This is a genomic window from Pseudaminobacter soli (ex Li et al. 2025), from assembly GCF_029892515.1.
Lineage (GTDB): Bacteria > Pseudomonadota > Alphaproteobacteria > Rhizobiales > Rhizobiaceae > Pseudaminobacter > Pseudaminobacter soli_A.
On the sequence record NZ_JARXVF010000008.1, the window covers coordinates 66,291 to 90,638 of the forward strand.

The 24,348-nt window shown below is 64.1% G+C and carries 27 protein-coding genes; 16 read left to right on the top strand and 11 right to left on the bottom strand.

Annotated elements, in window-relative coordinates; all coding sequences use genetic code 11:
• Nucleotides 1-2 precede the first annotated feature (2 nt).
• Together M2281_RS24755 and M2281_RS24760 are read left to right on the top strand one after the other, a co-directional pair.
• Complete coding sequence (locus tag M2281_RS24755) at nucleotides 3-347, top strand: hypothetical protein (RefSeq protein WP_280823869.1); 345 nt, start codon at nucleotides 3-5, stop codon at nucleotides 345-347.
• Between the two features lie 130 nt (nucleotides 348-477).
• On the top strand, nucleotides 478-891 hold the full coding sequence (locus tag M2281_RS24760) for a MerR family transcriptional regulator (protein WP_280823870.1): 414 nt from the start codon (nucleotides 478-480) through the stop codon (nucleotides 889-891).
• A 15-nt stretch (nucleotides 892-906) separates the two neighbouring features.
• On the opposite strand, the gene M2281_RS24765 is transcribed toward M2281_RS24760, so the two are convergent.
• The 5 genes from M2281_RS24765 to M2281_RS24785 form a co-directional block, all read right to left on the bottom strand.
• Nucleotides 907-1,716 carry a formylmethanofuran dehydrogenase subunit C gene (locus tag M2281_RS24765; RefSeq protein ID WP_280823871.1) on the bottom strand — a complete coding sequence of 270 codons (810 nt, stop codon included), beginning with the start codon at nucleotides 1,714-1,716 and terminating at the stop codon, nucleotides 907-909.
• On the bottom strand, nucleotides 1,713-2,621 hold the full coding sequence (gene fhcD, locus M2281_RS24770) for a formylmethanofuran--tetrahydromethanopterin N-formyltransferase (protein ID WP_280823872.1): 909 nt from the start codon (nucleotides 2,619-2,621) through the stop codon (nucleotides 1,713-1,715). Before fhcD ends, M2281_RS24765 begins: the two co-directional genes overlap by 4 nt.
• Nucleotides 2,609-4,240 (bottom strand): formylmethanofuran dehydrogenase subunit A, encoded by a 1,632-nt coding sequence (locus M2281_RS24775; protein WP_280823873.1) that lies wholly within the window; start codon nucleotides 4,238-4,240, stop codon nucleotides 2,609-2,611. Before M2281_RS24775 ends, fhcD begins: the two co-directional genes overlap by 13 nt.
• Nucleotides 4,234-5,313, bottom strand: a complete 1,080-nt coding sequence (locus M2281_RS24780; protein ID WP_280823874.1) for a tungsten formylmethanofuran dehydrogenase — start codon at nucleotides 5,311-5,313, stop codon at nucleotides 4,234-4,236. The genes M2281_RS24775 and M2281_RS24780 overlap by 7 nt, the downstream gene beginning before the upstream one ends.
• Nucleotides 5,314-5,414: 101 nt before the next feature.
• Nucleotides 5,415-5,807 (bottom strand): 4a-hydroxytetrahydrobiopterin dehydratase, encoded by a 393-nt coding sequence (locus M2281_RS24785; protein WP_280823875.1) that lies wholly within the window; start codon nucleotides 5,805-5,807, stop codon nucleotides 5,415-5,417.
• Nucleotides 5,808-5,964: 157 nt separating this feature from the next.
• On the opposite strand from M2281_RS24785, the gene M2281_RS24790 reads away from it, so the two are divergent.
• The 7 genes from M2281_RS24790 (at nucleotide 5,965) to fae (ending at nucleotide 12,384) form a co-directional block, all read left to right on the top strand.
• The gene (locus M2281_RS24790) at nucleotides 5,965-6,927 is read left to right on the top strand and encodes a beta-ribofuranosylaminobenzene 5'-phosphate synthase family protein (protein ID WP_280823876.1); all 963 of its coding nucleotides are present in this window, start codon (nucleotides 5,965-5,967) and stop codon (nucleotides 6,925-6,927) included.
• 46 nt (nucleotides 6,928-6,973) lie between these two features.
• Nucleotides 6,974-7,870 carry an NAD(P)-dependent methylenetetrahydromethanopterin dehydrogenase gene (locus M2281_RS24795; RefSeq protein WP_280823877.1) on the top strand — a complete coding sequence of 299 codons (897 nt, stop codon included), beginning with the start codon at nucleotides 6,974-6,976 and terminating at the stop codon, nucleotides 7,868-7,870.
• A complete protein-coding gene (locus M2281_RS24800) occupies nucleotides 7,848-8,981 on the top strand; it encodes an ATP-grasp domain-containing protein (protein ID WP_280823878.1) in 1,134 nt (377 codons plus the stop codon). Before M2281_RS24795 ends, M2281_RS24800 begins: the two co-directional genes overlap by 23 nt.
• Nucleotides 8,978-9,934, top strand: coding sequence for a methenyltetrahydromethanopterin cyclohydrolase (gene mch / locus M2281_RS24805; RefSeq protein WP_280823879.1), 957 nt, complete (start codon nucleotides 8,978-8,980; stop codon nucleotides 9,932-9,934). The genes M2281_RS24800 and mch overlap by 4 nt, the downstream gene beginning before the upstream one ends.
• A gap of 12 nt (nucleotides 9,935-9,946) precedes the next feature.
• Complete coding sequence (locus tag M2281_RS24810) at nucleotides 9,947-10,864, top strand: ATP-grasp domain-containing protein (RefSeq protein WP_280823880.1); 918 nt, start codon at nucleotides 9,947-9,949, stop codon at nucleotides 10,862-10,864.
• Between the two features lie 2 nt (nucleotides 10,865-10,866).
• A complete protein-coding gene (locus M2281_RS24815; protein ID WP_280823881.1) occupies nucleotides 10,867-11,706 on the top strand; it encodes a triphosphoribosyl-dephospho-CoA synthase in 840 nt (279 codons plus the stop codon).
• Nucleotides 11,707-11,874: 168 nt separating this feature from the next.
• Complete coding sequence (gene fae / locus M2281_RS24820; protein WP_280823882.1) at nucleotides 11,875-12,384, top strand: formaldehyde-activating enzyme; 510 nt, start codon at nucleotides 11,875-11,877, stop codon at nucleotides 12,382-12,384.
• Nucleotides 12,385-12,604: 220 nt separating this feature from the next.
• Here the strand turns inward: fae and M2281_RS24825 are convergent, their stop codons facing one another.
• Nucleotides 12,605-13,309 (bottom strand): HisA/HisF-related TIM barrel protein, encoded by a 705-nt coding sequence (locus M2281_RS24825; protein ID WP_280823883.1) that lies wholly within the window; start codon nucleotides 13,307-13,309, stop codon nucleotides 12,605-12,607.
• Between the two features lie 39 nt (nucleotides 13,310-13,348).
• Here M2281_RS24825 and M2281_RS24830 point away from each other — a divergent pair, with 39 nt between their 5' ends.
• A complete protein-coding gene (locus M2281_RS24830) occupies nucleotides 13,349-14,389 on the top strand; it encodes a hydantoinase/oxoprolinase family protein (protein WP_280823884.1) in 1,041 nt (346 codons plus the stop codon).
• Nucleotides 14,390-14,462: 73 nt separating this feature from the next.
• Here the strand turns inward: M2281_RS24830 and M2281_RS24835 are convergent, their stop codons facing one another.
• From M2281_RS24835 to M2281_RS24855, 5 genes are read right to left on the bottom strand one after another with little or no spacing between them, the layout of a single operon-like run.
• Nucleotides 14,463-15,083, bottom strand: coding sequence for a DUF447 domain-containing protein (locus M2281_RS24835; protein ID WP_280823885.1), 621 nt, complete (start codon nucleotides 15,081-15,083; stop codon nucleotides 14,463-14,465).
• Nucleotides 15,083-16,486 carry a DUF6513 domain-containing protein gene (locus M2281_RS24840; protein WP_280823886.1) on the bottom strand — a complete coding sequence of 468 codons (1,404 nt, stop codon included), beginning with the start codon at nucleotides 16,484-16,486 and terminating at the stop codon, nucleotides 15,083-15,085. The genes M2281_RS24835 and M2281_RS24840 overlap by 1 nt, the downstream gene beginning before the upstream one ends.
• Nucleotides 16,479-17,030, bottom strand: a complete 552-nt coding sequence (locus tag M2281_RS24845; protein ID WP_280823887.1) for a flavoprotein — start codon at nucleotides 17,028-17,030, stop codon at nucleotides 16,479-16,481. Before M2281_RS24845 ends, M2281_RS24840 begins: the two co-directional genes overlap by 8 nt.
• Nucleotides 17,031-17,666, bottom strand: coding sequence for a dihydroneopterin aldolase (locus M2281_RS24850; RefSeq protein ID WP_280823888.1), 636 nt, complete (start codon nucleotides 17,664-17,666; stop codon nucleotides 17,031-17,033). It abuts the gene before it with no gap.
• Nucleotides 17,663-18,856 carry a (5-formylfuran-3-yl)methyl phosphate synthase gene (locus M2281_RS24855; RefSeq protein ID WP_280823889.1) on the bottom strand — a complete coding sequence of 398 codons (1,194 nt, stop codon included), beginning with the start codon at nucleotides 18,854-18,856 and terminating at the stop codon, nucleotides 17,663-17,665. Before M2281_RS24855 ends, M2281_RS24850 begins: the two co-directional genes overlap by 4 nt.
• Before the next feature lie 399 nt (nucleotides 18,857-19,255).
• Between M2281_RS24855 and M2281_RS24860 the strand changes: the two genes are divergently transcribed.
• Genes M2281_RS24860 through M2281_RS24885 form a run of 6 tightly spaced genes read left to right on the top strand, consistent with a single transcriptional unit; the run spans nucleotide 19,256 to nucleotide 24,348 of the window.
• Nucleotides 19,256-20,503, top strand: a complete 1,248-nt coding sequence (locus M2281_RS24860) for an ABC transporter substrate-binding protein (protein ID WP_425537801.1) — start codon at nucleotides 19,256-19,258, stop codon at nucleotides 20,501-20,503.
• A gap of 34 nt (nucleotides 20,504-20,537) precedes the next feature.
• Nucleotides 20,538-21,512: a YVTN family beta-propeller repeat protein gene (locus tag M2281_RS24865; RefSeq protein WP_280823891.1), complete on the top strand. Its 975-nt coding sequence runs from the start codon at nucleotides 20,538-20,540 to the stop codon at nucleotides 21,510-21,512.
• Between the two features lie 27 nt (nucleotides 21,513-21,539).
• A complete protein-coding gene (locus M2281_RS24870) occupies nucleotides 21,540-21,998 on the top strand; it encodes a hypothetical protein (protein WP_280823892.1) in 459 nt (152 codons plus the stop codon).
• 57 nt (nucleotides 21,999-22,055) lie between these two features.
• Nucleotides 22,056-22,841, top strand: coding sequence for an ABC transporter ATP-binding protein (locus tag M2281_RS24875; protein WP_280823893.1), 786 nt, complete (start codon nucleotides 22,056-22,058; stop codon nucleotides 22,839-22,841).
• Nucleotides 22,842-22,882: 41 nt separating this feature from the next.
• Nucleotides 22,883-23,713 (top strand): ABC transporter permease, encoded by an 831-nt coding sequence (locus tag M2281_RS24880; protein ID WP_280823975.1) that lies wholly within the window; start codon nucleotides 22,883-22,885, stop codon nucleotides 23,711-23,713.
• On the top strand, nucleotides 23,713-24,348 hold the full coding sequence (locus tag M2281_RS24885; RefSeq protein WP_280823894.1) for a hypothetical protein: 636 nt from the start codon (nucleotides 23,713-23,715) through the stop codon (nucleotides 24,346-24,348). Before M2281_RS24880 ends, M2281_RS24885 begins: the two co-directional genes overlap by 1 nt.

Here is a 24,348-nt window from a genome sequence, read left to right on the forward strand (position 1 = left end):
TCATGGCCGTGGCAGCAAGCATGGCCGTGGGTATGTTTGTGCGGATGATCATGGCTGCGCCCATGAGCATGATCGTGCGCATGGTCATGTTTGTGGCCGTGCCCTTCGTGATCGTGCCCTTCATGGTCGTGCTCATGCTCATGGCCGCAAGCATGGCCATGGCTATGCTTATGCGCATGATCGTGGCCGTGCGCCTCGTGATCGTGCCTGTGCTGCGCCGATGCCGATTTTTCGGCATGGTCGTGGCCACAGCAGGCGGCATCGAGCTTGATGAATTCGGCGTCTTTCCGGACGGACATGGCTTGCTCCTGTTCGTACCAGATCGGCGTAACACCTCTAGCAACTAGAGCTACAAGAGGTTTTTTCGGACTCTTTTGCCGCAGCGGCTTGAGCGGTGTCCGAACGCAGTGTCGCTTGACGCCAAAGAGCTCCAACCTCATATCTCCAGTGACTGGAGCTTTTCAGGGAGTCAAAAGAATGCTGACCATCGGCGAGCTGTCACGGCAGACCGGCGTGAAAATCCCGACCATCCGCTACTACGAGCAGATGGGGCTGATGGACGCCGCCGAGCGTTCGGAAGGCAACCAGCGCCGCTACACGCGCGAGGAAAAGGACCGCCTGTCCTTCATCCGCCATGCCCGCGATCTTGGCTTGACCATTGAAGCCATCCGCAAGCTGATCGACCTCAGCGCCCATCCCGAGCGCCCCTGCGCCGATGCCGACCACATCGCGAGCGAGCAGTTGCAGGCGGTGCGCGCCAAGATCGAAAAGCTGAAGCGGCTGGAAAGCGAGCTCGAGCGCATCGCGACCCATTGCCATGGCGACCAGGTGAAGGATTGCTACGTCATCCGCGCGCTCGCCAATCACGAGCTTTGCGAACACGAGCACTGAGATCGAAGCCGCAGCTCACCGCCGGAACAAAATCTCCCCGGTCCCGGCCACTGCATTGTCGCCGCCAAACTTGCCCGGCGCAGTGCCAAGTAGCGGGCGCTTGAGAATCCCCTCCGCCACCAGATAGCGATCGAAGACGGCGGCAAAGACGCTGTCGGGCGCCCCGCATTCGACGAAGCTGGGCGATAGTTCTTCCGGCATCCGGTCGAGCAGGATCGAGCCGCGCCGCATCAGATAACCCGGCAGGCGCCCTACCCCGCCGGCGACGACCAGCGTGCCGGCGATCATGCGCGCGCCGGCATAGTCGCCACAGCCCTTAAGCACAGCTGCCACGCCGCGACGCATACGATCCCCAGCATAGGCGCCGGCGCGGCCGCGCACGACGACCACGCCGCCATTCATGCCGGCGAGTTCGCCCGCCAGAGGTCCGCCAAGGTGGTCCCCGGCATTGCCAAGGATCTCCAACCGGCCGCCGCGCATGCAGGAGCCGGCATGCGGCCCCGCACTTCCCTCGACCAGAAGCTGCCCGCCACGCATTTTTCGGCCCGCCTGCGCGCCGACATCGCCGGCAACGCGAATGCTGCCTTCGGTCATCCCGGTGCCGACGCCATCGAAGCGGGAGCTGCCACCCTCGAAAACAATGTTCTGCACATCGCTGCCGGACACACCGAACAGATCGCCAACCGAGAGCCCGCGCTTCGACATGCCGAGCCGTATGTGGCCGATTTCCTTAACCGACAGGCCCGCCAGCCCCTGCGGCGTCAGCGGCGATAAGTCCAGCCGTTCCGGCGGGGTCTCGCGCAAGGTGAAGGTAAGCAGCTTCACGGCAGCAAATCCTTCAGATGGTAGTGGAACTTGCCGAGCTTGCCGCCATAGTTGCCGGCGCTGATGCGCGAGGCGCCCTTCTCCGGCCCCAGCGCCGTGACCGCGCCGATGCCGGCCTTCATCGCCGCCGCCACCGCGTCGCTGGTCTCGCCGTCGATAACGATTTCCAGCACGGCATTGTCGTCGGGTCCCAGCTCGCTCTTCACCACGCCGCGTAGCGTGGGCGCGAAGGCATCGTTGGTCGAGGCGATCATGCCCTTGTACTTGCCGCCGATCTTGGAACCCGAGCGCACGACGCCGCCCGGAAAAGGCATGATCGTCCCAGGTACCTTCTCGATCGCTTCCACCGCCGCTTCCGCCGCCGCCAAGGCCTTGGCGCTGGACGAGGCGATGAACAGCAAATTGCCGCCGCCGACGGCTTCCTTGGTGAGGCCTGTGGTGGCTTCGCAGAGGAACTCGCCGTCCATCACCGGCACGCGCCAGAAATGCTTGCCGCCGAACTTTTTGGACACCTGCCAGCCATCGCCGAAATAGCGAAGTGCGGCGCCCAGCTTGAGATCGGCCGTGCCCTTGAGCCCCGCAAAGCAGGCGCTGCCCGGCGAGGTCAGCACGCATTGGCCGAGCCGGTTCTGCAACTGCTTCTGCAATTCGTCTGTACTGACGGCGAAGATCATCACTCGGCAGCCGGGCCGGCCATCCGGCGTCTCCGACGCCGGCAATTCCACGTCGATCGCTGCCTCGGCGCCGCAGCCAATCACCGAGGTGGCAAAGCCGGTCATGGTGATTGCCGCCTGTCGCGCCCATTTGCGGTTAGGTGCAGTGATGATGATGGCGGTGGCGCGCATGCCGAAGGCCTCGGCAAAAGTGTCGTCGATGGCGACGCCGTTGACCGTCAAGCGTTGCATGACACCTCGCTGAACGGTTGCTCGCGCTGGATGGCGGAATCGGGGAAGTCGAACCAGTTCAGAGACAGGCCATGGCGCTCCTGGTGGTAGGCCTCCAGGCGCTTCACCATCGCCTTGTCGGGCGTCGGCTTCAGCCGCAGCGTCTTGCCCCAGCGATAGTTTTTGACGATGCCGTCCTCGACCACCAACTCGCCGTTCTTCAGCACGAGCGCGGCCGAGCGGAACATCTGCGCGATGTCGTTGCCCTTGCGATAGACGGCAATGTCGGCCAGCGCCCCTGCCCCCAGATGGCCGCGATCCTTGAGGCCGAGCAGCTTTGCGGGTGCGGCCCGCGTCATGATCGCGATTTCCTCAAATGTGTATTCGCGCGTCAGGTCCGGCAGCGTCGACAGGGCCAACGCCCGCTTCGACAGCCCGTCCATGGCCTTTTCGCGCGCCTCGCGGCTCATCAACAGCTCGAAGATTTCCGGATAGGCGGTGAAGGGCGCGCCGTTGGGGTGGTCGGTGGTGAAGAACACCCGCCACGGGTCTTGGATCAAAAGGAACAGCTCCAGTCCGATCGCCCATTGCAGCGAGCCGTAATAGTCGTCGCGATAATTGTGCGGCACGACACCGCCGCCATTGGCGTCACCGTCGTAGATCACCGATTTTCTGGGGCTGGCGGTGCCGCGCGCCGAAAACTGCCGCAGCACGTCGGACGAAATCGTCACCGTCTGGCCGAACATCACCTGCCCGACATCGATGGTGATCTCCGGCGTCGAATTGACCAGTTCGGCAAGCCGCAGCGCCCCGGAGGAGAACTTGCGCTTGCCCTCCGTGCCGTAGCCGTAGAACTGCAGATGCGCCAGGTGCAGCGGCAGGCCTTCGGCCGCTGCTATGGTTTCGGCGACCGTGTCCGGCGCGCCTGGAATGCCGAGATTGTTGCAGTGGACATGCAGCGGATGCGGAATGCCGAGTGCGCCGACCGCCGCCTGCAGCGTCTTGACGATGCTGCGCGAGCTCGTGCCATAGAACGGCACGACATCATCGAAGGAGAAGGCGCGCACATTCTCCTTAAAGGCCGCCGCCGCACCCGCATTGATGACCTTCACGCCAAGCGCCCGGCTCGACGCCACGGTCCAGGCGACATAGTCCTCGATCATGACCGGCGAGGCCTTGTCGCGGATCATCGAGAGCAAAAAGTCGTCGTTGCCAAGGATCGCCAACGTCGCCTTGTCTATGATCGGGATGTCTGCGAGTTCCAGATGGGTGTGCAGCGCCGCAGCGGGCGACATCGCCGGCTCGACCACAGTTGTAAAACCCATCTGCGCATAGAGGCGGCCGGTCTCGAACGTCGTCCAGCCGACCTTTGAAAGCGGCGTGGCAGCCGGGTGCGGCGCATGCGCCTTGTGCTGCTCGGGCAGGAGCAGCCGCGCCGTGTTCACATTGCCGCCGCCGATGTGGGAATGGATGTCGATGGCGCCCGCCATCACCACGCAGCCCGTGGCATCGAGCGTCACGTCGGGTTGCCGGCCGGCAAGTGCCGCGACGATCGTCTCGTCCTCGATCCAGAGATCGCCCTTGCCGACGCGGCCATTGACGGGATCGACGATTTCGCCGCCGGCGATCCTGGTCAGCATGGCTGGGCCTCTTCATGCGGCAAATGCTCAATGATCTGCCGCAGCACGGCCGCCGCCGACGGTAGTTCGACTGGCGCCTTCGCCTCGATGGCCGCGAGCGTGCCGATGCGGCTCGAATAGACGACGGCGTCGTGGTCGATGCCTGGTTGGCCGATGGCGATGGTGACGGCCGCTCCCGCGACTGGCTTGTCGGTCTTAGCGAGGGCGATAAGGGCGAGCCCCGTGCGGCCCGCCGGCACGCTCCCGGCATCGCCCGCCACGACCAGATTCAAATCCGCCTCACCGTCAGCGATCATCCGCGCCACGTCGAAGCGCCATGGGTCGAATTCAACAAAACCGCGTGCAAGCCCGGTGCGCAGGGCAAAGCCGGTCGTCCAGGTCGAGGCCTGCGTGCTGCCCCAGCCATTCTCGCTCGCCGGCAGATGCAGCGCCGAGGCGCGCTGCTTGCGGTTGATGTCACCGATCAGCCCTTGCACCATCTCGAGCCCGAGCAGCCCAAGGGACTGGCCACAGAAAGTGAAGACCGGGAACTGCGCCTCGCCCAGCGCCTTGGCGAAGCGGTCGAAATGGGCCACTTCCCGTGCGGTCTGGCGCCCGGCGCATTGCGCGCGCAGCGCGGCAAGCGTGGCCTCGACCCCGCCATCGCAGGAAAGCCGCGTGGCTTTCACATTTCCGGGCGCGGGCGTATCCGCTCCGATCAGGAAAAACTGGCGCTTGCCCGTTCCGCCGTCGAGGTCGGGCACGGTGTTCGCCAGTTCGGCGATCAGATCGTAATGCGCCGCAGGCAATTCGCCCGCAATGATGACGACATCGGCGCGCCGCCGCACTTCGCCCGGCGCGATGAACATGCCGCCCTTGTCGGTGTATTGCGCTGTTTCTCGCGCCACCGCCTCGCCGTCGAGCTGGTCATAGGCGGCGCCGACGCGGCTCGCAAGCGCGATCGCGGCCCGGGTACCGTGCACATCCGTATAGAGACTGAAAACGGGACAGAGACTGGTGACCAGAAGCTCGGCGGCGTGTTTTGCCGCATCAGCCACAGGCACGCCCCGGTCGCCGATCCATGCAACCGTCATGCTCTCGCAAACTTTCTGGTGCCCGGTTTGACTGTAGACGAAACTGCTTCGGGCGAAAACCCCGCCCGACTCGGACTATTGAATGACAATGCGCCGCAACGTCAATCGTATTTGATGTAGGCAAAGCGCTGGTCGGTGGGCGGGGTGCCTTCGAGCGCGCCGCCTTCCGTGGCCGGCTGCCATTGCACCACCGACTCGATCTTTTTCGCCAACTCGAAATCCTTGTCGGTCACGCCCTTGGCCGCGTGGTTCATCAGCTTCACCTCGACCCAGGCATAGGAGGCCGCAAGGTCGGGATGGTGCCAGGCGGCTTCGGCCAGATGGCCGACCGTGTTGATCACCATCAGCGTGGATTTCCAGCTGTGGGTCTTGTATTTGCGCCTGATCCACCCATTCTCGTAGTACCACTTCGGCAGCTCGTTCTTGAGCCGCTCGACGATCTCAGCTTCCGAATAGACGCGTTCCTTTGCAGCAGCCTGCTTTTCATCGTTCATGGTCGCCTCCACCGCCCCCCAGGTTCCAAAGGCCCGGCATGTCCGGGAATGCCTGTGTAACCTTTCGTCCCGCTTGCCCCGAAGGCGAAAGCCGCTATCATGACAGCGGGCACCTAAACTTCTGTGATGCATGTATGATGCACCCACAAGGGGGCAGATGTCTAATTCCGTGACCATAAAAGTGCCGGCAAGGCTGCATCTCGGGTTTCTCGACCTGAGCGGCGATTCTGCGCGCCGTTTCGGCAGCATCGGCCTGCCGCTGAACGAGCCGGAAACGGTGGTCACGCTGTCGCGCGCTTATGAAGACAGCGCCGAAGGCCCGGACGCTGCCCGCGCTCAGGACCATCTTCAACGCCTGTCCCGGCATCTCGGCATCCGCGCGGCGCACCGCCTTGTGGTTGAGCAGGCAATCCCGCCGCATGCGGGCCTGGGTTCCGGCACGCAGATCGCCATCGCGGTTGCCGCCGCGCTGCGCACGCTGCACAACCTGCCGCTCGACACCGCCGCCGATGCCATCCTGCTCGGACGGGGCGAGCGCTCGGGCATAGGCATTGCCAGTTTCGAGAGCGGCGGCGTCATCATCGACGCCGGCAAGGACGATAGCGGCCGTCAGCCCCCGGTCATCGCGCGCCTGCCCTTCCCCGACGATTGGCGCGTGATCCTGATCCTCGACAACGGCCAGAATGGCATTCACGGGACCGAGGAAATCGAGGCGTTTCGCGACCTGCCGCCCTTCCCCGCAACGAGCGCCGGCGAAATCTGCCGCCATGTGCTGATGGGCGTCATGCCCGCGCTGGTCGAGCGTGACCTGCCGTCATTCGGCGCGGCCATCGCCTCCATTCAGGCAACGATCGGCGCCTATTTCGCGCCGGCACAGGGCGGCGTCTTCACCAGCAAGCGGGTGGAAGCCGTGGCACATCGCCTTGCGGCTGCCGGCGCGGTGGGCATCGGGCAAAGCTCATGGGGGCCGACCGGCTTCGCCTTCGTGCCGGCAAAGGACGCCGAAACGATCGTGCGTTCTGCCGGCGCCATGCCGCAAGGCGTGGAGGTCAGGATCGCTCGCGGCCGCAATTCGGGCGCCGAGATCAGCACCACGGCGCTGGATCTCGTCGGCTCCTGAAATCCGCTTCGCAGGGCATCGCAGTCAAAGCCAGGAAGAAAAGATCATGGCACGCAAACACATCCTGCATATGCTCACTCCGCTCCGGCACATGAGCCCGTTCGACGTCAACATGGCGGTCGACGCCGGTTATGACGTAGTGGTGCCCTATGAGCTGGTCGGCCTTGCCGAGATCACCGGCCTCGTCCAGGACGCGATCTTCTCGCGGCCGCCTGACGCCGGCATCAACACCGGCATCTTCATCGCCGGCAAGGATGCGGCGCTTGCGCTCGACATGTTCGCCGCCGCCAAGAAGGCGATGTTGCCGCCCTTCAAGGTCTCGGTCTTCGCCGACCCCGCCGGCTCCTTCACCACCGCCGCCGCCATGGTCGCCAAGACGGAAAAGGTTCTGCGCAGCAAGTTCGAGCGCACGCTCGACGGCACGCGCATTGCCGTGTTCGGCGCAACCGGCGTGGTGGGCTACTGCACAGCCGTCATCGCGGCCAAGGAAGGTGCTGAGGTGACGCTTGTCGGCTATGACGGCGTCGAGCGGGTGACGAAGATCGCCGTCGACATCAAGCGCCGCTTCGATGTCGATGCATGGCCGGTGGATGGTTCGACCGACGACAAGAAGAAGGCGGCCGTGCATGCCAGCCAGGTGGTGCTCTCCGCCGCCAAGGCCGGGATCCAGGTGCTGTCGCGCGACCAGCTTGCGCAGGCCCAGGATCTGCTGATCGCAGCCGACGTCAATGCCGTGCCGCCTTCCGGCATCGAGGGGCTGGCAGTCAACGCCAATGGCGACCCGATCGAAGCGACAAGGGCTGTCGGTATCGGTCCGCTTGCCATCGGCAATGTGAAGTACAAGACCGAATTCGGGCTGTTCCAGAAGATGATCGGCGCCGAAAAGCCGGTGGCACTCGATTTCCAGGACGCATTTGCCCTTGCGCGCGAGATCGCAAAGTAACTCGAAAGCCGTTCTGATCGCGGCGATTTCCGGCCGTGCGCTGGCAGCCGCCGCACGCCGCGCCGGCTATCGAGCCTTGGTGGCCGACTTCTTTTGCGACGACGACACGCGCGCCTTGGCCGAACGCTCGGCAATGCTTCCCGGCGACCTGCACAATGGAATCGACCCGGATCGCATCGTCGGCACGCTGACCGAGCTTTCCGCCGACGAGGAACCATTGGCGCTCGTCTGCGGCTCTGGTTTCGAGCGCCGGCCGGAACTCATCGACACGCTCGCCCGACATTTTTCGCTCGCCGGATGTGGCGGCAAAGCCATCCGCCGCATAAAGGATCCCGAACGCTTCGCCGCCGATTGCGCGGAGCTCGGCATCCCGCATCCGGAAATCCACCGCGAACGGCCGGGCGATCCCCAAAACTGGCTGGTGAAGCGTGACGGCGGCGCTGGCGGCACACATATCAGCCGCGCCAATGGCGATGCGGCCGCGCCTGGCCGTTACTTCCAGCGCTATGTCGAAGGCAGAAGTGTTTCGGCGCTATTCATCGGCGATGGCAAGGAGGCTTGGATCGTCGGCTTCAGCCGGCAGTTCGCCTCGCCGGCAGCCAACGCGCCATATCGCTATGGCGGCGCAATCCGGCTCAGCCGCTTCGACCGCAAGGATGCCGAGATGATCGGCGGCTGGCTGTCGGCGCTGACCCGCCACTGCAATCTGGTCGGCCTGTGCAGCGCAGACCTGATCCGCAATGCGCAGGGTTTTCACCTACTCGAAATCAACCCGCGCCCCGGCGCGACGCTCGACATTTTCGACACCGAAGAAGCGCCGTTGATCGAGGCGCATCTTGGCGCCTCGCGCGGGCATCCAATCCGGCTGCCGGCCTTTTCCGATTGCATGGCTTCGGTGATCGCCTATACCGACCGTCCGGTAGAAAACTTTCCGGAGATCGACTGGCCCGATTGGGCCGCCGACCGTCAATCGGCCGGCACGACGCTTCGAGCCGGCGATCCGGTCTGCACTATATCCGCGCGCGGGGCCAACATCCGCGCCACGCGGCAGGCACTCAACGCCCGCGCGCGGGAACTGCAACGCCAATGGGCAGGAGGCGCCCAGCCATGAAAGACGGTTCCGCCTTTCTCAACGAAAATGCCGCCCGCATCGCCCAAAGCATGGTCGACGATGCCGAACGCCTGCGCGTCGCCGTTTCCACAGGCCCGCTCGGCGAACGATTGATAGATGCCGGCGCAAAGACGCTCGGCAGCATCGAAGCCGGCCTGCGCATGGCCGAGGCCGCGATGGGCGGGCTTGGCACCATTTCGCTCGTCATGAGTGCCACGGCCGAAAGATACCCGCTCAATGTCGAGGTGCGCTCGTCGCAGCCGGTGATCGCCTGCCTTGCCGCGCAATATGCCGGCTGGAACCTTTCGAGCGGCGACTATTTCGCCATGGGCTCGGGCCCGGTGCGGGCGCTGGCCTGCGTCGAGCCGCTGTTTCAGACGCTGGCCTATCGCGAGAAAGCAGACCGGACCGCCGTCATTCTGGAGACCCCCAAGCCGCCGCCGCAGGCCGTGGTGCAAAAAGTATCGAAGGCCACCGGCATCGCGCCGGAAAGCCTCACCTTCATCTATGCGCCCACGCAGAGCCTCGCCGGCGCGGTGCAGATCGTCAGCCGCGTGCTTGAAGTCGTGCTGCACAAGGCCAACGACCTGAAATTTCCGCTCGACAATATCGTGGACGGGGCCGCAACCGCGCCCGTGCCCGCGCCGCATCCGGATTTCCTCACCGCGATGGGCCGCACCAATGACGCCATCATCTATGGCGGCGTGGCCCAGCTTTTCGTTCGCGGTTCGGCCGAGGATGCTCGCGAGCTGGCAGAAAAAATCCCCAGCAGTACCTCGCGCGACCACGGCCGCCCGTTCGCCGAGATCTTCAAGCACTTCAAGGGCGATTTCTACGCCATCGACCCGATGCTGTTCAGCCCGGCCGAGATCCTCGTTACGGCAATCGAAACCGGCGACACGTTCCGTGCCGGGCGGCGCGACCTGGTCATGCTGGAGAGATGCCTTGGTTGAGAAGGGCTGCGCGTGAGGGTCCTGGTCGTCAACGACATCGTCGGCAACCGCTCGAGGGGGCTCGCGGCAGCGCTGCAAAGGCGCGGCTGCGAGACCGTCACCGCCGCCCTGTCTGAAATCGCTTTCGATACCGGCAGTCCGAGCGGCCTCGCCATTCCCGGCTTCGACGACCTGCCCGATGCGGTGTTGGTGCGCTCCGTGGCGGCCGGATCGTTCGAGGCGATCACCCGCCGGCTCGGTGTGCTGCATGCGTTCCGGGCGCTCGGCGTGCTGGTGTGGAACTCGGCGCAGGCTATCGAGCGCTGCGTCGACAAGTCGATGACCACCTTTCTCCTACAGCAGGCGGGGCTCCCCACCCCGGCGACCTTCGCGGTGGAAGGCCGAGAAGCGGCGGAAGCGGTCGTTGCTCGCGAAGCTGGCCCGTTGGTGCTGAAGCCGCTCTTCGGCGCGCAGGGGCGAGGCATCAGGCTGATCAACGGCGTCGAGGATTTGCCACCAGAGGAAGAGATCAACGGCGTCTATTATCTCCAGCGCTACATCCAGCGCGCCGGCCCACCCTTCCGCGACTACCGCGTCTTCGTCTGCGCCGGCAAGGCGCTGGCGATGATGGCGCGGCGCGGCGATGACTGGATCACCAACATCAACCGCGGCGCCACGCCTGAGGGCCTCGTCTCGCATGACAGCGACTTGGAAAGGTTGGCGCTTGCGGCCGCAAGGGCAGTCGGCGCCGACTTTGCCGGCGTGGACATACTGCACGACGCGGATGGCCGGCCCTTTGTCCTTGAGGTCAACAGCATGCCGGCCTGGTCGGGCCTCCAGTCTGTGGTGGAAATCGACATCGCCGATGCCATTGCCGAGGCCCTGCTGACCTTCCTCGGTGCGCGCGCCGAGAAGCCGGCAATGCCCCTCCCCGTAAGTGCGGCGTACTGAGCATGGCGAGCAGGCAAACCATTCGGGCAGCCTATGAGGACGCCTGCCGGCAGGAGGTCGAGGCGCTGAAGCCCGGCAACGTTCACGTGTTTGCCGATGGCCACCGCATGACGGTGCAGGAGTTTTTGACCAGCGCAAAGGTGTCCTCAGCGCCGCTGACGGACCCGTCACTGCCGCTCGGACGGCGTATTCTCGAAGCCGTACGCGCCACGCGCGCGGCCGTCGACACCAACACCAATCTCGGCATCATCCTGCTTTGCGCGCCGCTTGCGGCGGCGGCCGTGGATGGCGGAAGCCTGCGCGAAAATCTTGGCGCGGTGCTTCGGTCGATCGATCTTGATGACACGTCCGCAGTGTTCGAAGCCATCGTACTTGCCTCGCCCGGTGGCCTTGGCTCGGCATCCGAACATGACGTCAACGACGCACCGACCGTCGGCCTGCTGAAAGCGATGGGGGAAGCCGCTGACCGCGACCGCATCGCCCGGCAATATGTCACCGGCTTTGCCGACATTTTCGACCTCGGCCTTCCTGCACTGAAAGCCGCGATGGACCGCGGCGAAACCGGCATGTGGCCTGCCGTTCATGCCTATCTGGAGTTTTTGACGGCCTTTCCCGACAGTCACGTCCAGCGCAAATTCGGCCTCGAAGTGGCGGAGGAAGTGCGCGACGAGGCGCGCTCCGTCCGCGCCGAATTCGCCCTTGCGCAAGGCGAAGAGCGACGCGTGGCGCTGCTCATGGACTTCGATGCGCGGTTGAAGGTACGCGGCATAAACCCGGGTACCTCGGCCGACTTAACGGTGGCTTGTCTTTTAGTCCACAATCTGGGAGTGCGCCTTGCGTAGGCGCTGGGTTGATGCTTGAATTTCCGCAGCGGAGGCAGTGCTTTCGCGGCTATCTAGCCAACCGGTCCGGGGTTTCCGGACGCTGCCAACAAGGATAGCTGTCCATTGGACGCCCGCTCGATAGCGGCATCTATGGGCACCACAATTGTGTCTTGGAGGAGAATTGGCATGGCAAAGATCAATAAAGTGATGGTCGGCGAATCGCTTGTCGGCGACGGCAACGAGGTGGCCCACGTCGATTTGCTTATCGGCCCGAGAGGCAGCCCGGTCGAAGCCGCGTTTTGCAACGCGCTGACCAACAACAAGGACGGCTTCACCACGCTGCTGGCAGTGCTTACGCCCAACCTTCCCTGCAAACCCAATACCGTCCTCTTCAACAAGGTCACGATCAAGGGCGCCAAGCAGGCGCTGCAGATGTTCGGCCCCGCCCAGTTCGCCGTGGCCAAGGCGGTCCAGGACAGCGTCGCCGAGGGCATCATCCCGGCCGAGGAAGCCGATGACGTCTTCATCTGCGTGGGCGTGTTCATTCACTGGGAAGCCAGCGACGACGCCAAGATCCAGCAGTTCAACTACCAGGCTGTGAAGGAGGCCATCCAGCGCGCCATCGCAGGCACGCCGACGGCCGCCGAGGCCACCGCCAAGCGCGATTCGGTCAAGCATCCCTTCGGAGCCTCATAGACAAGAGACAGCCCCGCCCAGGCAAAACCCTCTGCAGAGCCGGATGGTCTGTGGCGCCGGTGGATGAAGATGCTGGGGTTCTGACGCCGATATCCGGGGAGTTCCTGTAGAACTCTTCGGAAGTCGGCCATTTTTGCTTGCCCGCAAGGCCGCGGGCGGGCCGAGAGGGGTTGAGCCGGTGCTTACCCTAGCGTTTACACGCAGCCAGAGGGGCGTGTACTCAGGCCATGGCCAGCTTCGCGATCTGCGCTCCGGTCAATGTTCCATCATGGAGCGATGTCGCCACCAGCGCAGCCGAAATGCCCAGTCCGGCAAGCTCGCGCAGATCCGTTTCGTGGCGCACCCCGCCCGCAGCGATCACCTCGCGCTCCCCGGCCCTGGCCTTGATCTCGCGCAGCCGGGCGAAATCGGGACCGGCTGCGGAGCCGACCTTGGCCAGCGTCATCACGATCACGCGGTTCGGCCAGAGTTCGGCATTGTCGAGCAGTTCGGCTGGACCGCGAAAACCTTCGGCAAAGAAATCGAGCGACAGGATGAGATCGTGGCGGTCGCGGAAACGGCGCAGCGCGCCCGCATCCTTCTGCGATTCCGAGCCCAGCACCGGACACAGAGAAGGCGTGGCTAGCGCTGCGGCAAAACCGGCCATATCGGCGAGGCCGGCATCGACCCAAAGCTCCGGCGCGCCGGGGGTTGCCGCCGTCAGGCGCGCCAGCGCTTCGCCGTTCGGAATCCCGCCTTCGATTGCATCTAGATCCGCGATGTAGAAGGTCGAGAACGGGTGCACACTTCGCAGGCCTTCGGCCACTGCCACGATGTCGGCACTTCCGCTGAGCGGCGTGACGATCGGCCGGTAGCGGTCGCGCCGCCCCTGTTCGGCCCGCACCACCTGGCCGCCTTTCAGATCGAGTACAGGGATGATACGCATTCGCAACCCTCGGTTCGCCACCCCATGAAAGCGTGAAGCGTGAGCAAAGAAAAGAACATCGTCGTCGGCTGCGACATCGGCGGCGCGCATCTGAAGATCGCCCGCGCCGAGGACGGCCGCATCGTCGAAGCGCTGACGCTAGCGACCCCCATCTGGCTCGGCCTCGACCGGCTGACCGACGCCGCGCGACAAGCCGCACCGCTGTTTGCCGGCAGCCGCCTCAACGTCTTCACCATGACCGGCGAACTATCCGACATCTTCCCCTCGCGCGAAGCGGGCATCGCCTCGCTGCTCGGCATCATCGCCGAGCACTTTCCGGGCAAGGCGCTGATCTATGCCGGCCGCTCAGGCTTTGTCACTCCCGACAGTGCCATTGGTCTCGCTGCCGACATCGCCTCGGCCAACTGGCATGCGAGCGCAGCACTCGTGGCAAAGCAACTCGGCACTGCCCTATTCGTCGACATGGGCTCGACCACGACCGACATTATTGTCGCGCGCAGCGGCGCGATCGAAAACGACGGCTACAACGATGCCGAGCGCCTTGCCACCGGCGAGCTCGTCTACACCGGCTTCACCCGCAGCGCGCTGATCGGGATTGCAGGCGTCGCGCCGGTGCGGGGAGCCATGTCCCCGCTGATGAATGAATACTTTGCCTCGATGGCCGATGTGCACCGTATCCTCGGCGTGCTCGACGAGAACGACGACAAGCAGCCCTCAGCCGACGGTCAGGCCAAGACGGTCGAGGCTTCCATCCTGCGCATGGCGCGCATGGTGGGCCGCGATGCCTCTGACCTCACCTTACCGGAATGGCGCGACATCGCGCGCTGGTTCGCCGAGCGGCAGCTTCGCACCGTGCACGACGCAGCCTTCCGCGTTGGGGCAAAATTGGCGAGTGATCCTGATGCCCCAATCGTCGGCGCAGGTATCGGCCGCTGGCAGATCAGGCGGTTGGCGGAACGCATGGAGCGCCGTTTCGTCGATTTCGCCGACCTCATCTCAGCCAGCGACGAGGCTCGCTGCGAAGCCAGCAGCGCAGCACCGGCCGCCGCATTGGCGCTGCTGGCGCAGGATTTGGCCTGACGCCGGTCGCATCTCGCGAATTGAGAAAAATCAGTTCGGACAGAAGGTTGGAGCTGTCTTCGGATTCAAACTATCAACCTTCGGGAGGAAGAGGCCCCTCCGGCCGGGCATGCACATCACGGCCCTTGGTGTCGAGCGCGGCGAAGTGATCGATCACCTTCTCCATCAGCCAGCCCCAGGCTTCCTTTTCGTCCGGGCCGGCAGTCTTTTCGATGGCGATGGCGAGATAGGTGATTTCGGCCTCGATCTTCTCGCGCGGCAGCATGCCGAGCCGGCTGACGAGAATGGCCAGTTCCAGCACCGCCGCCTTGGCGCGGTTGAAGCCGGTGAAGGGCGCATGCGTTTCCTCGGCCACCACGCGGCAGAAATGGCGCGGGCGCACGCCGTCGTCATCGACACGCACTACCTCCAGCACCGAATGCGCCAGCGCCGCCTGCAGGCGCGGCACCGGGCAATTTGCCACCTGCGTTGTCGGCCAGTCCTTCCGGCCGGTCAGGCAGCCAGCGAAGACGCGGACGTCGTCTGTATAATTGGCAATGGCAAAGGGCACCTCCGCCAGATTGTCGAGCGTCGCGGAAGGGCGGAACGGCGCGATGATCCAGCCGTCCTGCTCAGCGATGATGCCGAGCGGGGCGATATGCACGTTGCCACGCTTATCCACTGTGGTGATGATCGTTTCGCGGATATAGGGCATCACTCCCCCTCCTTCTTGCCCTTCGCCTTCAGCGTGTGGCCGGCTTCGGCCAGCCGGGTGCGGTCGGCTTCGGGTTCGGGCGCTGCAACGCCCCATGCCAGCGGTTCGTCCTGCGCGTAGCGCTTGCCGAGACGCCAGGCGATCTCGGCCTTCATCAGCTCGGCGCCGAGATAGAAGGCATGTGCGCCATCGTTCTCAACGCCAAGGCCCGGAAAGAGTTCGAAGGCGTCACGCGCCACCGCGTGGCCCTTGCTGTTGAAGATGTGGATGCCGTCCTCGGCGGTCATGATGCGGAAATTGGCGTCGCGCACATCGGCGGCAAGGGCCGCGATGTCGTCGAGGCTCGCCGCATAGGGCTTGCGGTCGTGCACCTGCAGCAGCCCGGGGTGGTAGTCGCGCGGCAGCGCTCCGTCCGCGCGGGCGGCAAACATCACGCGCCGGGCGACGTCGTGCTCCTCGATCGTCCGCACCGTGTGCGGGCTTACATGCACCGTCAGCACATTGCCGATGCCAAGCTCCGAACACAGCCCGGCAAGCATGGCGGTGACGCCCGAGCTGTCGGCGTCGGTGAGTTCTGTGAGATTGCCGGTGCCCATCAGAAGCTCGATGTCAGGCCAGCGCCGGCGTGCCTCGATGAAACGCCCAAGCGATGCGGCAAAGCCGAAATGGATCGGGTCGAGCACCGGGTCGGCGATGAAGGCAATGCCCCTCTTCTGGGCCATCTCGATGGCCCGCCCGAGCGACTCGAGATCGCCCGGAATGGACGGGATCAGCACGGGCACGGCCGGATGATCGAAGGCGAGCGGCAGCGTCTCCTCGGTGAGGCTGAGCAGATAGTCAGCGCCCGCCTCAGCACCGATCCGCAGTTCCTCGACGCTGGCGGAGTCGACGCTGACGGCAAGACCTTCCGCCTTCAGCGCTCGCACCGCCTCGCTCAACAAGGGAAACGCTGTTTCCGGTAGGCAACCGAGGTCGATGACGTCGGCGCCGGCATCGGCCAGTGCTTGCGCGCGGGCGAGCAGCCCGGCAATCGAAAGCATCGGCGCATCAACGATTTCGGCGAAGATGCGCATGTCGTGGCGCGAAAGGTCCGGTGGCTGGCCGGCACGGCCGAGAAAGCCCGGCAGGTCAGCCACCTCGTCGGGGCCGCGCACGAAGGGCACGTTGAAATGCCGCGTCAGGCGGTCGAGATCGCCACGATAGCGACCGGGCAGGATCACGCGGTCAGATGCTGCCGGCAGTTTCAGGCGGCGCTTGATGATCTCTTCGGTCATCAGTGCTGCGACCTTCACACCGATATCGATGATCTCCCAGGAAAATTCCGTCTCGCCCAGGCCGGACAAGACCTTATCCAGGCGCGCCCGGGCAAGGTGACCGGTGAGGAAGACAAGCCGCTCAGCCATGGCATTCCAGTTCGGCCCGGCGCGCGGCCACCGCTGCCTCCAGATCGGCCAGCGATTCCACCACCTTGGTGTAGTGGAAGTTCTTCAGCCGCTCGGTGTGTTCGAGGTCGACCGGGCGCGGATAAACCTTGACCATGCCGTGCGGCGCCATGGTTTCCAGTTCCGGCGCGGTGTCGCAGGCAAAGACGATCGACGGCACGCGGCATTTTCCCGCCTGCGCGTAGACATTGGTTGCGATGGTGTCCGAAATGCCGAGCACGCATTTGGCCACCGTATTCGAGGTAGCAGGCGCGATCACCACCGTGTGGTAGACGCCGTGATAAAAACCGCCGACGGGGATGGAGCTCGCCGTCTTGTCGTGAATCACCCGCATCGTCTTGGGAAAGTCGAGCTTCAGCTTGTACATCGCCAGCACTTCCTCGGCCGCCTTCGTAACGAAGATATCGCAATGTTCGAGCTGATGGATGAGGGCAAAGCTTTCCGTGAAGAAGTGGCCGGAGCCGGTGAGAACCCAGGCCCAGCGCGGCGTATGCAGCTTCGCCATCTATGCCGCTCCCCTCTGCGTAGTCGCGTGCGCAAAAAATCTCTTGCCCGGCAGATTGCCCGCGGCAAGGCGTTCGCCGGCCGTTGCCAGCGATCCCGGACCGGCGAGATAGAGGGCGGTTTCCACCATCACGACCGGCAACAGGGGATCGACGATTTCGGTGGCAACCAGCGCGTCAATGTCTTCGACGTTTTCGAAGGTTTCCGTCTGCTTGATAAGCAGCAATGCTTTGGCGTCGAGCCTCCCGGCGAGCCAGGCGGCCAGCGAATCCGACGTCATGTCCCAGGACTGCGGAATATCGGGTGCCGTGCTGCAGAGCTGATATGGCAGCCACACGGGCAGCTTCCCCTCTCCCAAGGCGCCTTCGATTTCATCGAACGTGCAGGCCGGCGTCAGGCGCTCATCCATCTCGACGAGCGCCAGCCCCATCTGGTCCATGGCCAGGATCGCCATGAAATGGGCCGCCTGGTTGGAAAAACCTATTTCGGGCTGCGCCTCGCGCACCCGGTTGGCAAAGGGGCCACCGCCCGGCACGATGACCAGAGGCCGGCCTGACGCCGCCAGAACGGAAACCCATTTGCGCATTTCGGCATGGTAGGCCGTGCTGCCGCCAAGCTTGACGACAATGGGCGTCATGAAGACGAGCCTTTCTGGCCGCGTCCGGAAAAGAGGCTTTCGGCCGGCGCCATGCCATGTGGGCGAAGGGCATGAGCGTGCTCGCTCGCGCGCTTGCGCTCGATCTCGACGCCGACGCCTCCGGGTCCCAGTTCGAGCTTTTCCACGCGCACCTTCACCTGCATCACCCGCGGGTCTTCCAGCACCAGTGCGGCCACCTGCTCGGCCAGGGCTTCGCTGAGCTGCACATGGCCGCGCGCCACGATTGTGCGGATGCCGTCCATAATGATGTCGTAGGAGAAGACATGGCGCATGTCTTCCGGTGCATGCGTCACGCGCAGCACGTCGGCGACCACGTCGAAGCGCACCTTCTGCGTGTGCCCATGCTCGAAGCTGTAGGCGCCGATCTGCACCGGCACCACGAAATCGCGCACGAAGATCTTGTCGGTGCCGAGTGCGGGGTCGGCCGCTCCCGGCGAGTAGCCGCGCGCCGCCAACAGCCGGTAGTCGACGCTGGAGGCGAGGCCCGTCGGCCGGGTGTCGGGGATCAGCTCGCGTATCTGCCGCACCGCCTCCAGTTCGATCCGGTTCGTGCGCCGCGACTGATCGCACAGCGCGCCGCGGAAACCGAGAAAGTCTGGTGCAAGCGGCAAGAGGCGCGGAATGTCCGGCGCTTCCAGCGAGCCCGCCAGTCCCACGGCCAGCCCATGCGAGCGGCAGCGCTCGACGAAGGACGGCAGATGCTCGGGCGGGATGTGGTTGAGCAGGCGGCGGCCATCCTTCTTGGCCGTGTCGAGCATGGCGCCATGGAAGCCGCGACGCGCCAGCACCGGCAGCAGGCCGAGATCAGGCTCGAGATCCGCGAACAGAACGCCGATCAGCTTTGTCCGCCCCGCGAGCGGTGCGAGGGCATCGGCGCAGGCGGCCGCATCGTCCGAGGGGAAGAAGCCGACCTTGACATAGTCGACACCGGTGGCGGCGATTTCTTCTGCCTTGGCCACAATGACGTCGGGCTGCATCGGCAGGTCGCCGGCAACGGCGCTGACCGGCTGACGCCCGGCCACAACCTTGACCGTCTGGCGGATGACATCGGTGGCCACGGCGCCCAGCGCGCCGGCAGTCGGGTCCTTGAGGTCGATGATATCGGCGCCGCCGGAAAGCGCGATCTCCGCCTCCTCGCCACCGTTCACGCTCGCCAGCATTTTCGTCATTTCGTCATTCCTTCAGGCACGAGGCCAGTATGTTTCGGCGAGGCCGAAGAAGTCATCTCATTCCAGCGCCGTCGCCGCCTTTGATATAGCGCTTTCCGCGGATGCAATCATTCGCGTTCGCAGGCGGCAACCTGCTCTTGTCCACATTTCCTGCGCCAGCACAGGTAGAGGTCGCGAGCCGGGCAAAGCCACCGCCGCGATTTACCGGGACTCGCCTTTGAACGGTCCTCTCGATCCGTCCCCAAACATGAGGAAAAGCGACATGAAAATCATCCGGGCGGATAAGATTCCGGCCGGAAGCCTTTGACAACACGGAGGTCTGGGTTAAGTTCATCGCGGCACCGAATTCTGGCGATACTTCCCCTCGACCCTTGGTCGGGAGATGATGGATGAGTCATTATGAAGAGTGTGGTGCCTAACTCTCCGTGGATTCTCATCGTTCTTTTTTTGACGGCCGTCAATGTCTTGCCGGCCTTTGCTCAAGAGGCGGCGCCACAGGCGCAGCCCGCAAAACCTCAGCAGCAGATCACGGATATCAGGATCGGCTATCTGCGGGCTTATGAGCCGCAACTGGCCCTTTCGGTCCTCGACATTCCGCCGCCTGACATAGGCATTGCCGGCGCCAGGCTCGGCATCGCCGACAACAGCACCACCGGTGCCTTCCTCAAGCAGAAGTTCACCCTGGACACCGTCGACATCAAGCCTGATGCCGATGCCGTCGCAGCCTTCAACGATCTGGTTGCCAAGGACGACCAGTACATAGTCGCCGACATTTCGGCCAAGCAGTTGTTGTCGATTGCTGACCTCGCCCGCGACAAGGGTATGGTGATCTTCAATATCGGCGCCCCCGACGACATTTTGCGCGAGGAGGAATGCCGGCCGAACGTCTTCCACATCGCCCCGACACGCAGCATGCTGGCCGACGCGCTGGCGCAGTACCTGATCTGGAAGCAATGGCCGCGCTGGGTGCTGATCTACGGATCGCATGACAACGACCATTTGTTTGCCGATGCGCTTCGGCGCGCGGCTACCCGCTTCGGCGGCCAAATCCTGGCCGAGAAGGAATTCAAGGACACCGGCACCGCCCGCCGGACGGACACCGGCGTCATCCAGATCCAGCAGCAGATGCCGGTCTTCACGCAAGACCTGCCCGACCACGACGTGCTTCTGGTCGCCGACGAGAGCGATGTCTTCGGCACCTATGTGCCCTACCGCACCTGGCTGCCGCGTGTGGTGGCGGGCAGCGCCGGCCTAATGGCTTCCTCCTGGCATCCCGCCAGCGAGCAATGGGGCGGTGCGCAGCTGCAAAGCCGCTTCGACAAGGGCGCCGGCCGACGCATGCTTTCCAAGGACATGGATGCCTGGACCGCGGTGCGCTCGATTGGCGAAGCCGCTACTCGTGCCAATAGCGGCGATCCGGCCAAGATCGGCGACTATCTCCACAGCGACAAGTTCTCGATCGCCGCCTTCAAGGGGCAGAAGCTCACCTTCCGTCCATGGAACCTGCAATTGCGCCAGCCGATCTTCCTTGGCGACGCGAAAGCCGTCGTCTCCACTTCGCCGCAAGAGGGCTTCCTGCACCAAGTTTCCGAGCTCGACACGCTCGGCGTCGACCAGCCCGAGACCAAGTGCGTCTTCAAGAAATAGCAACGGAACGAACACCAATCGGGAGGAGTACCGGATGCGCAGACAACTGGCACTTTTGGTCGCGAGCCTCGCTGTCGGGTTCATGGCCACGCCGGCATCGGCCTACATGGTCTATGTGTCCAACGAGAAGGAAAACACCATGACCGTCGTCGATTCGACGACGATGAAAGTGGTCAAGACGGTGGACGTCGGGCAACGCCCGCGCGGCATCACCATCTCGCCCGATGGCAAGTTCATCTATCTCTGCGCCAGCGACGACGACACCATACAGGTGATCGACACCGCCACCCTACAGGTGGTCGGCACTCTGCCCTCAGGTCCCGACCCCGAACTGTTCACCCTGTCGCCGGACGGCAAGGTTCTCTACGTCGCCAACGAGAACGACAATCTCGTCACCGTCATCGACCTCGATACCAAGAAGGTAGTGGCCGAGATTCCCGTCGGCGTCGAGCCGGAAGGCATGGGCGTCAGCCCCGATGGCAAGACGCTGGTAAACACGTCGGAAACGACGAGCATGGCCCATTTCATCGACACCCAGACGCATGAGATCACCGACAACGTGCTGGTGGATTCGCGGCCGCGCTTCGCCCAGTTCAAGCCGGACGGCTCGGAGGTCTGGGTCAGTGCAGAGGTCGGCGGCACGGTCTCCATCATCGACAACGCCACCCGGCAGGTGACGCACAAGATCACCTTCGACATTCCGGGCCTGCGCGCCGAAGCCATTCAGCCCGTCGGCATTCGCATCACCGCCGACGGCAAGAAGGCCTATGTGGCGCTCGGCCCGGCCAATCGCGTCGCGGTGGTGAACGCCCAAACCTATGAGGTCGAGAAATATGTGCTGGTCGGCCAGCGCGTGTGGCAGCTCGCCTTCACGCCCGACCAGAAGATGATCATCAGCACCAACGGCATTTCCAACGACATCACCTTCATCGACGTCGCCACTGACGAGCCGATCGAGTCAGTCACCGTCGGCGCCCTGCCATGGGGCGTGGTGGTGTCGCCGAAATAATCAGTTCGCAGCAAGGAGGAGAGGATAATGAGGAAATATCGGGCCATCGCTTTCGCAGTCCTGATGGGCGCCGCATTGCCGCCCACGCACGGTCTGGCCCAGGAAGCGGATGACGATGACGATCAGCCCAAGCTGACACGCTCAAGCCAGAACCTGCCGGAACTGATCCTGGGAACCAAGGACGGTACCTACGACGTGAACCAGAAGGACTTCACGCTGCTCGCGGGACAGGGCTACCGTTGGAAGATCACGTCCGGCGCGGCTTTCGAATACAAGTTCCACACCGACCTATTCCGCGACACCTGGGTCAACCAGATCGTCATCGACGATCTCGAGGTGCACATGAACGGCGCGCCGGCCTGGCTGGAATTCGACAGGCCCGGCACCATCATGGTGCAGTTCAACACGATACGGCCGGGCAAATACACCTGGTCCGTGCCGGACCTTGTCGACAAGGGAATGCAGGGTACCATTACCGTCAAATAGGCCAATGGAGGCCGGCCAGCGCAGGCACTAAGCTCGACTTGGAAGGAGCGATCCGACTTGCAGCATGTGAAGACCGACGGCAATGGCGGCGTGGCGGCCCTCGAGGTCGCCGCGGTCAGCTATTCCTACGGCTCCAAGCGCGCGCTTTCGGATGTTACCTTCACCATCGCGCCGGCCAGCTTCACCGTGCTTCTCGGCCTGAATGGGGCCGGCAAGACCACCCTCTTTTCGCTGATCAGCCGTCTGTACAGCGCCCGCAATGGAACGATCCGTATCTTCGGCAACGACGTGGCGCATGCTTCCGGCGAAGCTCTGAGGCGCCTTGGCATCGTCTTCCAGGCGCGCACGCTCGACCTCGACCTCAGCGTCTACCAGAACCTCTCCTACCACGCCTCGCTGCATGGCATCGGCGCCCGGCAGGCCCGCCAGCGCATCGACTCACTGCTTCAGCAGATGGGCATGAGCGACCGCCTGCACGACAAGGCGCGCAGCCTCTCCGGCGGCCAGATGCGGCGCATCGAGATCGCCCGCGCGCTTCTGCATGAGCCGCCACTGCTGCTCCTTGACGAAGCGACGGTAGGCCTCGACATCCAGTCGCGCGCCGGCATCCTTGCCACGATCCGCAAACTGGTGGCGACCGAAGGCATCGGCGTGTTGTGGGCCACCCACCTCATTGACGAGGTGGAGGACGGCGACCAGGTCGTGGTGCTGCACGAGGGCCGCCTCGTTGCTTCAGGCAAGGTCGCGGATGTCGTGCAAGCCACCGGAAAAAAGTCGCTTCGCGACGCCTTCTCGCGCCTAAGCGGCATCGACAGCCGGCAGATCACGGACATCGAGCCATGAGCACCCTGCCCTCGCAAAAGGCCCAAGGCGATGTCGTAGCAATGAGCGCACAGGCATTCGGCCTGCGCCAATATCTGATCTGCCTCAAGGGCATCATGGTTCGCGAGGGTCTGCGTTTCGTGAACCAGCGCGAGCGTTTTATCTCCTCGCTGGTTCGGCCGCTGGTGTGGCTGCTGATCTTCGCCGCCGGCTTCCGCCAGGTGCTCGGCGTGTCGATCATCCCGCCCTACAAGACCTATGTGCTCTACGAGGTCTACATCACCCCAGGCCTGTGCGGCATGATCCTGCTTTTCTCCGGGATGCAGTCCTCGCTGTCGATGGTCTATGACCGCGAGATGGGCAACATGCGCACGCTGCTCGTCAGCCCGTTCCCGCGCTGGTACCTGCTCGTCTCGAAGCTGATCGCCGGCGTCACGGTGTCAATCGCGCAGGTCTATGTGTTCCTGCTCGTAGCCTATTTCTTCAGCATCAAGATGCCGCCGCTCGGCTACCTGTTCGTACTGCCGGCACTGTTCCTCGCGGGCCTGATGCTCTGCGCGCTCGGCATGTTCCTGTCGTCGATGATAAAGCAGCTCGAAAATTTCTCGGGCGTGATGAACTTCGTGATCTTCCCGATGTATTTCGCCTCGCCGGCGCTCTACCCGCTGTGGCGCGTGCAGCAATCGAGCCCGATCCTCTACAAGATCTGCCAGTTCAACCCCTTCACCTACGCGGTCGAGCTGATCCGCTTCGCGCTCTACGTACAGATCGACTGGTTCTCGCTTGCCGTCGTTGTCGGCTGCACGCTGCTGTTCCTTGCGGGCGCCATCGTCGCCTACGACCCTTCGCGCGGCCTGATGAACCGCAAACAGGATACGGGAGGAAACGCCTGATGAAACCAACGCGGCCGATCTGTCATCTTGCCGGTGTCCTTCTGGCGCTCGCGACGGCGGGGCCGTCCTTCGCCGCCGGCAATGTCGATCCGGATTGGCCCTGCATGCAGCGCAAGGTGCCCGAACTCTCGCTCGCCCAGGTCTGGAACGGACCGGAGCTGCCCGAGGCCGCGAAGAACTGGGCGGACGACCCCGACATTGCCCGGCGCGTCGACGACCTTGCCGCACGCCGCCTGCCGCTGGCGGATGCGCAGGCGCAGATCAAGGATTTCGCCGCCGCGCTGCCGCCGGACCAGCTGCTGTCGAAGATGACCATGCTGGAACAGGGCCTGTTCGAGCACATGGATGCCGAGCGCACGCATGTGATGTCGGGCATCGCCCGCTACGCCCACAGGCAGATCGAAATGGCCGGGGATCTGCGCAAGGAAGCATCGGAACTCGACGCGCTGGAAGACGACAAGAATGCCGATCCGAAGCTGGTGACCGAGCGCACCGACCACTTGGCGATGGGCACGCGCATCTTCGAGGAACGCGTAAAATCCCTCACCTATGTGTGCGAAGTACCGACGCTGATCGAACAGCGCCTCTACCAGCTTTCCAAGACGATAGCGGACACGCTCGCGGCGAAGAAATAG

Coding starts and splice junctions, on each gene's coding strand:
- M2281_RS24755 (WP_280823869.1), top strand. CDS start 3: ATGGCCGTGGCAGCAAGCATGGCCGTGGGTATGTTTGTGCGGATGATC.
- M2281_RS24775 (WP_280823873.1), bottom strand. CDS start 4,240: ATGCTGACCAGGATCGCCGGCGGCGAAATCGTCGATCCCGTCAATGGC.
- M2281_RS24860 (WP_425537801.1), top strand. CDS start 19,256: ATGAAGAGTGTGGTGCCTAACTCTCCGTGGATTCTCATCGTTCTTTTT.
- M2281_RS24885 (WP_280823894.1), top strand. CDS start 23,713: ATGAAACCAACGCGGCCGATCTGTCATCTTGCCGGTGTCCTTCTGGCG.
- M2281_RS24850 (WP_280823888.1), bottom strand. CDS start 17,666: ATGACGCCCATTGTCGTCAAGCTTGGCGGCAGCACGGCCTACCATGCC.
- M2281_RS24780 (WP_280823874.1), bottom strand. CDS start 5,313: ATGACGGTTGCATGGATCGGCGACCGGGGCGTGCCTGTGGCTGATGCG.
- M2281_RS24790 (WP_280823876.1), top strand. CDS start 5,965: ATGTCTAATTCCGTGACCATAAAAGTGCCGGCAAGGCTGCATCTCGGG.
- fhcD (WP_280823872.1), bottom strand. CDS start 2,621: ATGCAACGCTTGACGGTCAACGGCGTCGCCATCGACGACACTTTTGCC.
- M2281_RS24865 (WP_280823891.1), top strand. CDS start 20,538: ATGCGCAGACAACTGGCACTTTTGGTCGCGAGCCTCGCTGTCGGGTTC.
- M2281_RS24835 (WP_280823885.1), bottom strand. CDS start 15,083: ATGCCCTATATCCGCGAAACGATCATCACCACAGTGGATAAGCGTGGC.
- M2281_RS24815 (WP_280823881.1), top strand. CDS start 10,867: ATGGCGAGCAGGCAAACCATTCGGGCAGCCTATGAGGACGCCTGCCGG.
- M2281_RS24840 (WP_280823886.1), bottom strand. CDS start 16,486: ATGGCTGAGCGGCTTGTCTTCCTCACCGGTCACCTTGCCCGGGCGCGC.
- M2281_RS24825 (WP_280823883.1), bottom strand. CDS start 13,309: ATGCGTATCATCCCTGTACTCGATCTGAAAGGCGGCCAGGTGGTGCGG.
- fae (WP_280823882.1), top strand. CDS start 11,875: ATGGCAAAGATCAATAAAGTGATGGTCGGCGAATCGCTTGTCGGCGAC.
- M2281_RS24855 (WP_280823889.1), bottom strand. CDS start 18,856: ATGACGAAAATGCTGGCGAGCGTGAACGGTGGCGAGGAGGCGGAGATC.
- M2281_RS24845 (WP_280823887.1), bottom strand. CDS start 17,030: ATGGCGAAGCTGCATACGCCGCGCTGGGCCTGGGTTCTCACCGGCTCC.
- M2281_RS24760 (WP_280823870.1), top strand. CDS start 478: ATGCTGACCATCGGCGAGCTGTCACGGCAGACCGGCGTGAAAATCCCG.
- M2281_RS24880 (WP_280823975.1), top strand. CDS start 22,883: ATGAGCGCACAGGCATTCGGCCTGCGCCAATATCTGATCTGCCTCAAG.
- M2281_RS24870 (WP_280823892.1), top strand. CDS start 21,540: ATGAGGAAATATCGGGCCATCGCTTTCGCAGTCCTGATGGGCGCCGCA.
- mch (WP_280823879.1), top strand. CDS start 8,978: ATGAAAGACGGTTCCGCCTTTCTCAACGAAAATGCCGCCCGCATCGCC.
- M2281_RS24785 (WP_280823875.1), bottom strand. CDS start 5,807: ATGAACGATGAAAAGCAGGCTGCTGCAAAGGAACGCGTCTATTCGGAA.
- M2281_RS24795 (WP_280823877.1), top strand. CDS start 6,974: ATGGCACGCAAACACATCCTGCATATGCTCACTCCGCTCCGGCACATG.